Origin of the sequence: Allobosea caraganae (assembly GCF_003351345.1) — a bacterium.
Lineage (GTDB): Bacteria > Pseudomonadota > Alphaproteobacteria > Rhizobiales > Beijerinckiaceae > Allobosea > Allobosea caraganae.
Window position 1 is genome coordinate 597,032 of record NZ_QQTO01000019.1, and the last position, 13,125, is coordinate 610,156.

The window sequence follows — 13,125 nt, forward strand, 5'->3', positions numbered from 1 at the left end:
ACGGGGTTTGTGTCCCCGAGTGAGCAGGAGCACGACGATGATGATCTCCCTGACATTTCCCGATGGCGCGAAGCGCGAATTTCCCTCCGGCATCACCGGCAAGGACATCGCCGGCGGCATTTCCCCCTCGCTGCTGAAGCGCACCGTGGCGATGGCCATCGACGGCACCGTCGTCGACCTCGGCGATGCGATCGGCAAGGATGCGAAGATCGAGTTCCTGACCCGGGAGGACCCGCGCGCGCTCGAACTGATCCGCCATGACTGCGCCCACGTGCTCGCGGAAGCCGTGCAGGAGCTCTATCCGGGCACGCAGGTGACGATTGGCCCGGTGATCGAGGGCGGCTTCTTCTACGATTTTGCCCGCAACGAGCCGTTTTCGCCGGAGGATTTCGCGCCGATCGAGAAGAAGATGCGCGAGATCATCGCACGCGACAAACCCTTCACCAAGGAGGAATGGAGCCGCGAGCGCGCCAAGCAGTTCTTCCGCGACAAGGGCGAGAACTTCAAGGTCGAGCTGGTCGACGCGATCCCGGAAGACCAGACGCTGAAGATGTACGCGCAGGGCGACTGGATCGACCTCTGCCGCGGCCCGCACATGACCTCCGTCGGCAAGGTCGGCAACGCCTTCAAGCTGATGAAGGTGGCCGGCGCCTATTGGCGCGGCGATTCGAACAACCCGATGCTGACGCGCATCTACGGCACCGCCTTCGCCAAGCAGGAGGAGCTCGACGCGCATCTCAAGCAGATCGAGGAGGCGGAGAAGCGCGACCACCGCAAGATCGGCCGGGAGATGGACCTGTTCCATTTCCAGGAGGAGGGGCCGGGCGTCGTGTTCTGGCACTCGAAGGGCTGGCGGCTGTTCCAGGAAATCCTGACCTATATGCGCCGGCGCCTCGCCGCCGACTACGAGGAGGTCAACGCGCCGCAGGTGCTCGACAAGTCGCTCTGGGAGACCTCGGGCCACTGGGGCTGGTACCAGGACAACATGTTCGCGGTGAAGTCGGCGACGGCGTTCGAGAACCCGAACGATCCGGCGCGCGACCAGAAGGTCTTTGCGCTGAAGCCGATGAACTGCCCCGGGCATGTGCAAATCTTCAAGCACGGCCTGAAGAGCTACCGCGATCTGCCGATCCGGCTTGCGGAATTCGGCGCGGTGCATCGCTACGAACCGTCAGGCGCGCTGCACGGGCTGATGCGCGTGCGCGGCTTCACCCAGGACGACGCCCACATCTTCTGCACCGAGGCCGATCTCGCGGCCGAATGCCTGAAGATCAACGACCTGATCCTCTCGGTCTATGCCGATTTCGGCTTCACCGACGACCTCGTCATCAAGCTCTCGACAAGGCCCGAGAAGCGCGTCGGCACCGACGCGATGTGGGACCATGCCGAGGACGTGATGGAGAAGGTGCTGACCCAGATCGCGGCGCAGTCCGGCAACCGGATCAAGACCGAGATCAATCCGGGTGAGGGCGCATTCTACGGGCCGAAGTTCGAATACGTCCTGCGCGACGCCATCGGCCGCGACTGGCAATGCGGCACGACGCAGGTCGACTTCAATCTGCCGGAGCGGTTCGGCGCCTTCTATATCGGCTCCGACGGCGAGAAGAAGACGCCGAGCATGGTGCACCGGGCGATCTGCGGCTCGCTGGAGCGCTTCGCCGGCATCCTGATCGAGCACCATGCCGGGCATTTCCCGCTCTGGCTGGCGCCCGAGCAGATCGTCGTCTGCCCGATCACCTCGGAGGCCGACGCCTATGCCGAGAAGGTCACCGAGGCGGCCTTCGGCTACAACCTGCGGGCCCGGGCCGACCTTCGCAACGAGAAGATCAGCTACAAGGTGCGCGAGCACTCGCTGGCCAAGGTCCCGGTCATCCTCGCCGTCGGCAAGCGCGAGGCCGAGGAGCGCACGGTCACCATCCGCCGGCTCGGCAGCCAAGCGCAGACCGTGCTGAGCCTGGACGAGGCGCTGAAGCTGCTGAGCGAGGAGGCGACCCCGCCCGACCTGGCGCGGCGCAAGGCAGCGCAGAAGGCTGCCTGAGGCGAAGCCCTCGTTCGCTAGCGATCCTTCTCCCCCTGCGGGAGAAGGTGCCGGCAGGCGGATGAGGGGTCGCGCGACGCTTTCAAGTGGCGCCTGCGACCCCCTTGATCGGACACGTCGGCGCGACCCCTCATCCGCCCCTGCCGGGGCACCTTCTCCCGCAGGGGGAGAAGGGAAGAGGGGGGCTCGCCCGGTCTGTTTGCCGTCGAACGACCTGTGCACCGCATCTCGGCCGGGCTCGCCAAATCCGAACTGGTATGCAAGGTGACTCCCATGCTGGGTGGAACTTATCGCAAGCGGCTCGAGGCCGACCTGACCCGCTGGGTGGCCGATGGACTGGTCAGCGCCGGCAGCGCCGCGACCATCCGTCAGTCGCTTGGGCGCGATAGCGGCCTGCGCCTGCCGGGGCTGCTCGGCATGCTCGGCGGCCTGCTCATCGCCGCCAGCGTCTCTGCCTTCGTCGCGGCGAACTGGGAGGAGATGCCGCGGCTGATGAAGCTCGGCATGATCCTCGCCGGGATCGTTGGCGCCCTCGGCATCGGCGCGCGGCTGCAAAGCCGGGGCTCGGATCTCGGCGCCGATGCGGCGACGACCTGCGGTACGCTGATCTTCGCCGCCGGCGTCGCGCTGGTCGGCCAGATGTACCACTTGCCCGCGGACTGGCCGGGCGGGGCGCTGCTGATCGCGCTCGGCGCGCTCGCGGTCGCCTTTTTGCTGCGCTCGAACGGCGCGCTGATCGTCGCCTTCATCGCCTTGACGGCATGGACATGCGGGCGCTGGGACGAGAATAACGGCGCGCTCCACCTCGCCTTCCTGATCGGCTACGTGCCGGCGCTCTGGCTGGCGCTAGGGCGGCGGGCAAGGCTCGTGCATCATGTGGCCGTGCTCTCGCTGGCGGTCTGGCTCGGGTTGCTGCCGGGAGATTGGACGGTCTGGCACTTCGAATATGGCTTGATCGCCTACGGGCTCGGCGTCGCGGTGGTCTACCTGCTGCTCGGCGCCTTCGCGATCGATCGCGGCGGGCCGGCGCTGCTCACCGCTTGCCTGCCATGGGGGCTGATCGCGCTGGTCGTCGGCCTCAATGTCGAGCTGTTCCGCATTCTCGATCCGCGCGAGGCGCTCCCTGGCCACGCGATCCTGCCGGTCTATCTCGCCTATGCGCTGGCGTTGCCGGGGCTGGCGGGCCTTGCCTGGTTCGCGCGCGACCGGCGCTTTGCCGTGACGCTGGGGATCGCGCTCCTGCTCACGCTTGCGGTGCCGCTGATATTCTGGAGCGGCGGCGCGATGCGGCTGCCCGGCAAGGTCGCGGTCGGTGGCCTGATCCTGGCGATCGCCGTCGCGCTGATCAGCGCTGGCGCCCTGGGCGGCCTGCGGCGGCTGGTGATGGCCGGCACGGCGCTGTTCGGCATCGCCATCATGGTCCTGCTCTGGAAGACCGTCGGGACCTTGCTCGACCAATCGCTGTTCTTCCTCATCGCCGGCGCGGTGCTTCTGGTGGTGGCAGGCGGGGCGCGTCGGCTCTTCGCCCGGCTGGCACGGCCCGCTGCAGGGGAGGCTGCATGATGCGCATCCCCTCTGCCGATCTTGTGATCGCGCGCGTGCCGGTGCTGGTGCGGGCCATCCTCGCCATGCTGGTGCTGTGCGGCGCCATCGGCCTGCTCGTCCAGAGCCGGGCCAGCATCCTCAGCTCCGGCGCCGAGATCAGGCTGAAGACCGAGCCGGTCGATCCGCGCGACCTCTTCCGCGGCGACTATGTCGTGCTGAACTACGAGATCAGCCGCTTCGACCTCGTCGGCACCGAGGGCGACCGCGTGTTCAAGCGGGGCGAGACGATCTATGTGCGCCTGGCGCCCAATGCCGAGGGCTTCGCGCGGGTCGTTGCCGCCTACAAGGCGCGTCCCGACGTGAAGGCCCCCGAGGCCGTCATTGCCGGGACAGTGCGCTCGGAGGGCGCTTGCCCGAATGACGCGCAGAACACCTTGCAATGCGACCGCGGCCGCACCGGCCTGCGCGTCGCCTATGGGCTGGAAAGTTATTTCGTCCCGCAGGGCGAAGGGCTCGCGATCGAGCACACCGAGCGCAGCCGGATCGAGGTCGTCGCGGCCGTCGCGGCCTCGGGCCAGGCCGCGATCAAGCGCCTGCTGATCGACGGCAAGCCTGTTTACGAAGAGCCGCCGTACTGAGTGCCGTAGCGCACATTCAGCCCTGGAAACGCATGGTAGGTGGCATCTGCGGCTTTGGCCGCGGAGCCGTCGCGCCTTCCCCCACCGGCAAGACACAGAGATGTGAGCGCGTCCCCCATGGTCGCCGCCTCGTCTCCGTTATATGAACGGCAGATGAACAGGGCCGTCAGGTTTCGTTCATGGCGTTGGCCGGTGCGCCTGGTGTCCGGGACTCGTCTGGAGCTGCCGCATGTCGCAAAGCCCCTCCTTCCTGCGATATCTGCTTCTCGGAAAAGCTGACGGATCCGGCGGGCTGGCGACGCTCGCCGCTCCTCTCGGCCGCGACGCGCGCATCGATGCGGTGCGCGGGCTGGCGCTGCTGATCATCTTCATCAACCACATGCCCGGCAATGTCGTCGCCAGCTTCATGCCGCATAATTTCGGCTTCTCGGATGCGGCCGACATCTTCGTGCTGCTCGCGGGAGTCTCGGCCGTGCTGGCCTATGGCGTGTTGATCGAGCGGCGCGGGCTTGGCGTTGGCGCGGTCCGGATCGGGGCGCGGCTGTGGACGCTGTACATCGCCCATCTCGCCGTCTTCCTGATCGTCTGCGGCGTGGTGGCGCGCGCCGTCACCGGCACGCACAACCCGCTCTATATCGAGGCGATCAACATCCAGCCCTTCTTCAACGACACGCCGGCGGCGGTGGTCGATGCACTGACGCTGACCTATCAGCCCTATTACCTCGACATCCTGCCGCTCTACATCGTGCTGCTCGCGCTGTTCCCGCTGGCCTACTACGCGGTGCGCTTCAGCCCGGCGCTGGCGCTCATGGCCTCTGCGCTGGTGTGGCAGGGCGCGGTGCATCTCGGCCTCAACTTCCCGAACACGGGCGCGGCCGGCTGGTTCTTCAATCCCTTTGCCTGGCAGTTCCTGTTCACGCTCGGCGTGGTGCTCGGCCGGGCCATGCTGCTGCGGGTCGAAGCGCCGCGCTCGCGCGCGATCGATCTCATGGCAGCAGGCTTCCTCGTCTTTGCGGTGATGGTGAAGGTGTCGTCGGGCAATCCGTTCGGCATCTCCGTCCTGAACGACTGGATCGAGAGCCTGCAAATGGGCAGCGACAAGACCAACCTTGCGGTCGTCCGTGTGGTGCATTTGGCGTCGCTGCTCTGGCTGTTCATCCGCTTCGTCCCAGTGGGCTCGGCCATGATCTCGGGCGTGGTCGGCCGTAATCTCGCCGTGATGGGACGGCATTCGCTGGAAGTGTTCTGCGCCGGGGTCGTCTTGTCGATCGCCGGACAGATCATTCTGGCCGAGACCTATTTCGCACTCGGCGTGCAGTTGCTCGTCTGCCTGACCGGCATTACCATGCTGCTTGGGCTGGGGATGTTCCTGTCGTGGTATCAGTCGGTCGCGCTGCAAGGCTCCGTGAGCAAACCATCGGCGGCGCTCGGCGCCTCGGCGCCGCAATCCTGACTTCGGCACTGCTGATCGGCGCGGCTCAGGCCGGGTCGATGACGCTTGCCTTGAGTGCAGACCAGCGCTGCCGGGCGGGGGCGGCCGACCACCCTTTTCAGCCTAGCCTCAGCGCGGCCAAGAAGGCCTTGCAGGAGACGGGCAAGCTCACCATCGTCGCGCTGGGCTCCTCGACGACGGCCGGCTCCGGCGCGAGCCAGGCCGAGCGCAGCTATCCCGCCGTGCTCGAGGCCGAGCTGAAGCGCCGCCTGCCTGACCGGGACATCAAGGTCGTCAACAAGGGCATCGGTGGCCAGTCGGCCTATGACATGCTGCTGCGCATCGATGCCGACGTCATCGCCGAGAAGCCGACGATCGTGATCTGGCAGACGGTGGTCAACGACGCGATCCGCGATGTCGGCGAGGAGAAGCTCGCCAAGATCCTGAAGAAGGGCATCCGCAAGGTCGAGAATGCCGGCATCGACATGGTGCTGATGGACCTGCAATGGCTGCCGCGCGAGGACCGCTACCCGAAATACGAGGAGTATCGCGCGGTCCTGGCCAAGACGGCCGGTGAGCTCAACGTCTCCGTCTTCCCGCGCCATGCGATGATGAAGAGCTGGGCCAAGTCGAACAAGTTCACCGAGGAAGAGCTCGTCGGCATGGACGGGCTCCACATGGTCGATGCGAGCTATCGCTGCCTGGCGATCAGGATCGCCGATGGCTTGGTCAGCGGGCTGACCGGCGCGAAGCTCGACCTCGCGGAAGGCCCCAAGCCGACCAACTAAGCGCTTACTTCGCCAGCACCTCGATGTCGCGGTCGAGCCCCGACTCCACCTTGAAGTCGCGCGAGTAGACCTGGCCTTCCTGCCGGGCGATCAACACATAGTCGCCTTCGGCCAGGATGACCTGCGGAAAGGCGCCGATCGCCTCGCGGATGACGTCGCCGCCGGGGGTCAGCACGCTGAAGGCGGTGCCGGCGAAGGCCTCCCCGCCGGCCGCGGCGACGAGCTTCAGCGTCACGCGCGCGGCGCGGTGGTGCAGCGTCGCGTCGGTGACCTTGCCGGATTCGACCACGACGTCGGCGCGCTGGATGGCGTTCGAATCGCCGTAGGTCGAGACGACGTGATAGGTGCCCTCCGGCAGGCGGATCACCTCGCCGGCCTTGGCGTTGCCGACGACGAGGCGGCCTTCGGAGTTGCCCTGCAAGGGCACGAAGACCGAGAAGCTGAGCTGCGCCGGCTGGATCGGCACCTCGCCGATCGAGCCGCCGAGCGTCAGCCCGCCGGCACTGATCGAGACCTGGTCGCGCAGGCCCTGCTGGCCGAGCGTGACCCGCTTGGTGCCGCTGGCGAAGCCATAGGCGGCGTGCAGCACATAGGTGCCGGGTTCGAGCGAGAAGACCGGCTCGGCATCGGTCGAGCGCGCGACGATGCGCATCGGCGAGCCGTCGGCGGTGTCGGCCAGCACGCGCCAGACCAGGCCGGACTTGATCGGCCTGCGGTCGTTGGAGAATTGCGCGCTGAGCGCCATGCTCACCGGGATGCCGGGAAGGGCGCTCGACACGGTCGGGGGCAGGGCGGTCGCGGCCGGCGCGTCGGGGCGGGGCGGCGGCAGGGGCTGCGCGCCCGTGTCGTCCTGGGCCATCAGCAAGGTGGCGGCGAAGCAGGCGGTGACGAGGCCGCGCAGGCGCTTGCGCGCGCCGGGCCCGGCGATCAGGCGACGCGTCTTGAACGCCTCCAGTTGAAACATGCTCACGATCCTCGGCACCCCTGCGTCCCTGTATGAGCAGGCTTGCTTGTCCTCTTCATGGCGAAGCATAGGGTGTGTCGTCAGCGATGGTTAGGGGTTGGATGAGGTCAAAAATGGCCATATGGAAGGAGCAGCGCGACGCCAAGACGTCCGTCTTGGCGAGTGATGCGACGCGGCAGATGGCCATTTTTCACCTCACCCCGAAGGGGCGGGGCGCTTTTGGCCGATTAGCGCGTCGCATTTCGTAGCAAGCCGAAAGGCTTGCGTCCTCACGCTCCTTCTACTCGGCCAAAATCGCTCCCGTCCAACCCCTAACCATCGCTGACGACACACCCCAGTTCAGAAGCAATCCGCCCGGCGCCTGCGAAGGCGCCGGCTCTCCTCGCGCCCGGATGTCTCATGACCGATACGCTCGCCCTGCTCAAGCTGCGCCGTTCGGTGCCGCCGCAATTCCTCACCGCGCCCGGCCCCAGCCCCGACCAGCTCAGCGACCTGCTGACCATCGGCGCGCGCGTGCCCGATCATGGCAAGCTGGCGCCCTGGCGCTTCATCGTGTTCGAGGGCGCGGGCAAGGACAAGGCGGCGGCCCTGGTCGGCGAGGTCTTCCGCGCCAAGAATCCGGGCGCCGACGAGGAGAAGGTCGCCTTCGAGGCGAAGCGCCTCTCCTATGCGCCGCTGATCATCGGCGTGGTCTCCACCGCCAAGCCACATGTGAAGATCCCGGAATGGGAGCAGGAGCTCTCTGCCGGCGCCGTCTGCATGAACATCCTGGTCGCTGCGCAGGCGATGGGTTTTGGCGCTTCCTGGCTGACCAACTGGTTCTCCTTCGACCGCGAGGTGCTCACCGCCTTCGGACTCAGCGCCGACGAGCGCATGGCCGGCTTCATCCACATCGGCAGCTCGACCGGCACGCCGGCCGACCGCGAGCGGCCGGTGCTCGCCGACATCACCAGCCACTACGGAGCCTGAGCGCATGCACTATCATTCGGACAAACCCGTCCTGTCGCATGATCCGTTCAAGGCGATCGTCGCGCCGCGCCCTATCGGCTGGATCACGGCGCTCAGCGCCAAGGGCGAGGTCAATCTCTCGCCCTATAGCTTCTTCAACGCGGTTTCGGCGCGGCCGAACATCGTGATGTTCTCCTCGGAGCACAAGAAGGACGCGCTCGCCTTCATCGAGGAGACCGGCGAGTTCACCTGCTCGCTGGTGACGATGGCTCTCGCCCAACAAATGAACCTGACCTCGGCGCCGCTGCCGCGCGGATCGAGCGAATACGAGCATGCCGACCTCGCGATGGCGCCGTCGCATTTCGTCAAGCCGCCACGCGTCGCCGCCAGCCCGGCGGCGCTGGAGTGCAAATTGCTCTCGATCCAGCAGGTCAAGGACCTCGACGGCAACGACGTGCCGCACTGGATCGTGTTCGGGCAGGTTGTCGGCGTCTTCATCGACGATCGCTATATCGTCGATGGCAGGTTCGACACGGCCGGCGCCAACCCGATCGCGCGTTGCGGCTATGCCGATTATGCCGAGGTCGCCAGCGTGTTCTCGATCACGCGCCCGCCCGGCGCCTAGGGGATCCGGTGCCTCGCCCCGACGACGAGGACCATGACTGGAAGATGACCGTCAACCTGCTGGCGGTCATCGCAGTGCTCCTGCTGCTCGGCGCGGGCCTGTGGCTGCTGCTGGAGCTCGATCGCGCGAAGAAGGCGCAGGAGTGCCTCTCGTCGACGCAGCGCAATTGCCGCCAGATCAGGACGCCCTGAGCCGTCGGCTCAGCCAGCCAGCTTCTCGGCCCGCGCCTTCAGCCGCTGCGCCCGGACGAGGTGCGGCCGGTCGAGCATCTCGCCGTCGAGGCCGATGACGCCGACGCCCGGGTTGGCGGCGAAGAGCGCGATGATCGCCTCCGCCTTGGCGAGCTCCTCCGGCGCCGGGGCGAAGACCCGGTTGATCACCGGCACCTGTGCCGGGTGGATCGCCATCTTGCCGGTGAAGCCGTCGCGGCGGCCGGCGATGCATTCGGCTTCGAAGCCCTCGGCGTCGCGGAAATTGGTGAAGACGGTGTCGATCGCATCGACCTGGGCCGAGGCCGCCGCGAAGAGCGCGAGCGAGCGGGCGAGGCGGTACGGGTCGGTGTAGCTGCCGTCGCTCAGCCGGTTGGTCTCGGCGCCGAGATCGGCCGAGAGGTCTTCCGCCCCCCAGGTCAGCGCCGTCAGGCGGTGGGTCGCGCCGGCATAGCTGCCGAGCCCGAAAATGCCCTTGGCCGTCTCGGTCGCGATCGGGATGATCTTCGTCGCGCCATCGGGCAGGTCGTTCTCGGCCTCGCGCACCGCGATGCGGGCGGCGAGGTGCGAGACGTCGGTGCCCCCCTCCGCTTTCGGCAGCATGATCGCATCCGGCGCGCCCGGCATGACCGCGTCGAGATCGGCATCGCTCATGCCGGTTGAGAGCGCGTTGATGCGCACGATCAGCAGCGGGCGCTTCGCCTGCTGGCGGGCCTCCCTGAGAAAGCCGAGGCTGATCTCGCGGGCCTGCGGCTTGCCGCCGAGCGCGACGGAATCCTCCAGGTCGAGAATCAGCGCGTCAGCGCCGCTTTCGAGGCCCTTGTGCAGCTTCTTCGGGGAGTCGCCGGGAACGAAGAGGAGGGAACGCATGCTGTCTCGCGAGACCGTTTGAGAATTCGCCAGCGTGAGCTGGCTGGCGTGGCTGTCGAGAACCGGAGCGGAGCGTACATCAGTACGTGAGCACCGGAAGCGGAGGCGGCCGCGTCAGACGGCCGCGATGGTAGAATTATCGAATGGTCTCTCAGGCCGTGATCGCTTCTGGAGCCGGATACTTACGCATGAAAGCCTGCCGCCTGCATTGCGCCACGAGCGTGCCGTCCTGCTTGTAGGCGCGGTGCTGGAACTCGACGATCCCGGCATCGGGCCGCGAGCGCGACTCGCGCTTGCCGACGATCTCGGTGATGCAGTTGATCGTGTCGCCCTCGAAGAGCGGGGCCGGGAAGGTGACGTCGGTCATGCCGAGATTGCCGATCGTGGTGCCGAGAGTGGTGTCGTTGACGGAAATGCCGATCATCAGGCCGAGCGTGAACAGCGAGTTCATCAGCGGCTTGCCCCATTCGGTCTCGGTCGCGCAGAAATGCGCATCGATATGAAGGGGTTGCGCGTTCAGGGTCATGTTGGAGAAGAGCATGTTGTCCATCTGAGTCACCGTGCGGGTGAGCCCGTGCTCGATGACGTCGCCGACATGGAAGTCGTCGAAGTAGATTCCACCGCGCTTGTGGCGCCTGACCTCTGCCATTCCATCCTCCTGCCGCGCCCGGCCCGAAGCCGGCTTTAACGGTTCGCTTACCATAATCGGAGCAGTGTCCACAGGCTGCCGCAGCGTCATGTTCGGCCAGCCGAGAGACCTGATGTTCCTGTTCAGCACGCCCCCCACGCGCGAGACACAATCGGCCAATCCGGTCGTCGACGCCATCCGCGAAGGGGCGCAGAAAACCGGCGCCGGCTTCGACTATCTGCTGAAGACCGCCCAGCGCGAATCGGCGCTGGAGCCGGACGCCAAGGCGAAGACCTCGAGCGCCACTGGCCTGTTCCAGTTCATCGAGCAGACCTGGCTCTCGATGGTCAAGCAGGAGGGGCCGAAGCAGGGGCTCGGCAATCTCGCCAGCGCGATCAGCACTGACGATAGTGGCCGGCTCAGCGTGCCCGACCCGGCTGCACGCGAGAAGATCCTGCAGCTGCGCAACGACCCGCAGGTCGCGGCGCTGATGGCCGGCGCCTTCACCCAGAAGAATCGCGACCAGCTCGCCTCATCGCTCGGCCGCCAGCCGCAGGCGGGCGAGCTCTACATGGCGCATGTGCTCGGCGCGCGCGGCGCCTCCGACCTGATCCGCACCGCCGAGAGCGATCCGGCGCGCGTCGCCGCCAAGGATTTCCCCGACGCGGCCGCGGCCAATCGCGGCATCTTCTTCGACAAGGCCGGCCGCGCCCGCAGCGCGCAGGAGGTCTATGGCGTGCTCGCCGCGAGCCACGCCAACACGCAGCTTGCGGCCACAACGGCGGCGAACGCATCCGCCGGCAATGCGAGTGCGCAGGGCGCCGACCAGCCGGTGCCGATCGCGGCTGCGCTCGCGCCCGGGCGTGCCAAGGGGCTGATCGGCCTGTTCTCGACCGAGGGGTCGCGCGCGCCCGTCTCGCCCGCGGTCGCCAATCTCTGGACGACGCCGCGCGCCAGCAATTCGCGGCTGGCCTCGCTCGACCCCGCCGATCGCTACTTCCCGCGGCAAACGCAGAACGGCGCGGTTCCGGCTGCCGCCGATGCCGTCGCCGCGAAGCCCGCTAGCGCGGCAACTGCCCTCCCAGTCAGCGCGCCGCTGCCACCGACGCGGCCAGTTGATCTGACCCAGCCTGCGAGCGTGCAGGCCCGCCCGGCCGCCAAGCCGCGCCGCGCCGCGCCGCTCGACCTCTCCTCCTTCATGGTCCAGCGGAGCGGTACATGATCGTTCGCCGCTTTCTGCTCTGGGCCCGCACGGCCAACGCGGAGGCGCGCGCCTCCGGCGCCGCCGCACTCGCCGGGGCCTATCTGCGCTCCGAAATGGTCGACGACGATCGGCGCGAGGCCGAGACGGCGCTGATCGCGCTGGTCGACGATCCCTCGCCGCTGGTGCGCCGCGCCATCGCCGAGGAGGTCGCCGCCGCGCCGCAGGCGCCACGCACGCTGATCCTCAGCCTGATCGCCGACCAGAGCGATGTCGGGGCGCTGGTGCTGGCGCATTCGCCGGTGCTGAGCGAGGCCGACCTGGTCGATGCCGCCGCGATCGGCGATGCGCTGGCGCAGCGGGCGATCGCGCAGCGGCCCTATTTGCCGGCGAGCGTCGCCGCCGCCCTGGCCGAAGTGGGGCTGGAAGAGGCGCTGGTCGTGCTGGCGGGCAACCGCACCGCCGATATCCCTGATTTCTCGCTGGAGCGGATGTTCGAGCGCGAGGGCCAATCGGGTGCGCTGCGCGAGGCGCTGCTGGTCCGGGCCGATCTGCCGGCTGGCCTGCGCCAGGCCATCGCCGCCAAGATGTCGGATGCGCTGGCGAGCTTCGTCAGCGGCTGCGGCTGGCTCACGGTGGAGCGCAGCGCGAGGCTGGCGCGCGAATCGACCGAGCGCGTCGCCGTCGCTCTTGCCGCCGGCGGCGAGGACAGCGATGCGCCGGCCATCGTCGAATGCCTCAGGCAGAACGGCCGGCTGACGCCCGGCCTGATGCTGCGCTCGCTGCTCAGCGGCGAGCCCGCGCTGGCCGAAGCCGCTTTCGCGACGCTTTCCGAGCTGCCCGCGGCGCGCGTCGCCGCGCTGTTGCGGGACCGCAGCGGGCGGGGGCTGAAGGCGCTCTACCGCAAGGCCGGGATGCCGCTCGCGTTGCAACCGGCCTTTACGGCGGCGGTCGCGGCGCTGAACGAGGCCGGCTTCCAGCGGGTCAGCGGCATCACCGGGATCGACCGGGAGATCCTGCGCAGCGTGCTGATCGCCTGCGAGGCGCTGGAAGGCACCGAGGGCGACGCGCTGATCGGGCTGCTCAGGCGGCTCGATGCCGAGGCGGCGCGCGAAGAGGCGCGCGCCATGGCGGATTCGTTGGCCGACGACGCGGCGCTGGCGCTGCTGGTCGAGGCCGATCCGGCGTTGCTGGTCGAGCTTGAGATCGAGGATCTGCGCAGCGCGGCGTGATGCCTGT

13 protein-coding genes are annotated in these 13,125 nt (G+C 67.9%); 10 read left to right on the forward strand and 3 right to left on the reverse strand.

Annotated features, from left to right (window positions below; all coding sequences use genetic code 11):
* Nucleotides 1-37: 37 nt before the first annotated feature.
* From thrS to DWF00_RS11025, 5 genes are all read left to right on the forward strand, one after another.
* Nucleotides 38-2,038, forward strand: coding sequence for a threonine--tRNA ligase (thrS, locus tag DWF00_RS11005; RefSeq protein WP_425453093.1), 2,001 nt, complete (start codon nucleotides 38-40; stop codon nucleotides 2,036-2,038).
* Between the two features lie 273 nt (nucleotides 2,039-2,311).
* Entirely contained in the window at nucleotides 2,312-3,601 is a 1,290-nt protein-coding gene (locus tag DWF00_RS11010; RefSeq protein WP_147283634.1) for a DUF2157 domain-containing protein, read from the forward strand.
* Nucleotides 3,598-4,221, forward strand: a complete 624-nt coding sequence (locus DWF00_RS29415) for a GDYXXLXY domain-containing protein (protein WP_181832489.1) — start codon at nucleotides 3,598-3,600, stop codon at nucleotides 4,219-4,221. Before DWF00_RS11010 ends, DWF00_RS29415 begins: the two co-directional genes overlap by 4 nt.
* Before the next feature lie 229 nt (nucleotides 4,222-4,450).
* Nucleotides 4,451-5,674 (forward strand): OpgC family protein, encoded by a 1,224-nt coding sequence (locus DWF00_RS11020; protein ID WP_114827612.1) that lies wholly within the window; start codon nucleotides 4,451-4,453, stop codon nucleotides 5,672-5,674.
* Between the two features lie 38 nt (nucleotides 5,675-5,712).
* A complete protein-coding gene (locus DWF00_RS11025; RefSeq protein WP_114827613.1) occupies nucleotides 5,713-6,441 on the forward strand; it encodes an SGNH/GDSL hydrolase family protein in 729 nt (242 codons plus the stop codon).
* A 4-nt stretch (nucleotides 6,442-6,445) separates the two neighbouring features.
* On the opposite strand, the gene DWF00_RS11030 is transcribed toward DWF00_RS11025, so the two are convergent.
* Nucleotides 6,446-7,300, reverse strand: coding sequence for a hypothetical protein (locus DWF00_RS11030; protein ID WP_425453109.1), 855 nt, complete (start codon nucleotides 7,298-7,300; stop codon nucleotides 6,446-6,448).
* A 504-nt stretch (nucleotides 7,301-7,804) separates the two neighbouring features.
* Here DWF00_RS11030 and DWF00_RS11035 point away from each other — a divergent pair.
* Genes DWF00_RS11035 through DWF00_RS11045 form a run of 3 tightly spaced genes read left to right on the forward strand, consistent with a single transcriptional unit; the run spans nucleotide 7,805 to nucleotide 9,169 of the window.
* The gene (locus DWF00_RS11035; protein WP_114827615.1) at nucleotides 7,805-8,374 is read left to right on the forward strand and encodes a nitroreductase family protein; all 570 of its coding nucleotides are present in this window, start codon (nucleotides 7,805-7,807) and stop codon (nucleotides 8,372-8,374) included.
* A 4-nt stretch (nucleotides 8,375-8,378) separates the two neighbouring features.
* Nucleotides 8,379-8,978: a flavin reductase family protein gene (locus DWF00_RS11040; RefSeq protein WP_114827616.1), complete on the forward strand. Its 600-nt coding sequence runs from the start codon at nucleotides 8,379-8,381 to the stop codon at nucleotides 8,976-8,978.
* 8 nt (nucleotides 8,979-8,986) lie between these two features.
* Nucleotides 8,987-9,169: a hypothetical protein gene (locus DWF00_RS11045; protein ID WP_114827617.1), complete on the forward strand. Its 183-nt coding sequence runs from the start codon at nucleotides 8,987-8,989 to the stop codon at nucleotides 9,167-9,169.
* A 9-nt stretch (nucleotides 9,170-9,178) separates the two neighbouring features.
* Here the strand turns inward: DWF00_RS11045 and DWF00_RS11050 are convergent, their stop codons facing one another.
* Complete coding sequence (locus tag DWF00_RS11050; RefSeq protein WP_114827618.1) at nucleotides 9,179-10,057, reverse strand: HpcH/HpaI aldolase/citrate lyase family protein; 879 nt, start codon at nucleotides 10,055-10,057, stop codon at nucleotides 9,179-9,181.
* A gap of 151 nt (nucleotides 10,058-10,208) precedes the next feature.
* Entirely contained in the window at nucleotides 10,209-10,706 is a 498-nt protein-coding gene (locus DWF00_RS11055; protein ID WP_114827619.1) for a MaoC family dehydratase, read from the reverse strand.
* Nucleotides 10,707-10,818: 112 nt separating this feature from the next.
* Between DWF00_RS11055 and DWF00_RS11060 the strand changes: the two genes are divergently transcribed.
* Nucleotides 10,819-11,907, forward strand: coding sequence for a transglycosylase SLT domain-containing protein (locus tag DWF00_RS11060; protein WP_114828016.1), 1,089 nt, complete (start codon nucleotides 10,819-10,821; stop codon nucleotides 11,905-11,907).
* Nucleotides 11,904-13,118, forward strand: coding sequence for a DUF2336 domain-containing protein (locus DWF00_RS11065; protein ID WP_114827620.1), 1,215 nt, complete (start codon nucleotides 11,904-11,906; stop codon nucleotides 13,116-13,118). Before DWF00_RS11060 ends, DWF00_RS11065 begins: the two co-directional genes overlap by 4 nt.
* Nucleotides 13,119-13,125 lie beyond the last annotated feature (7 nt).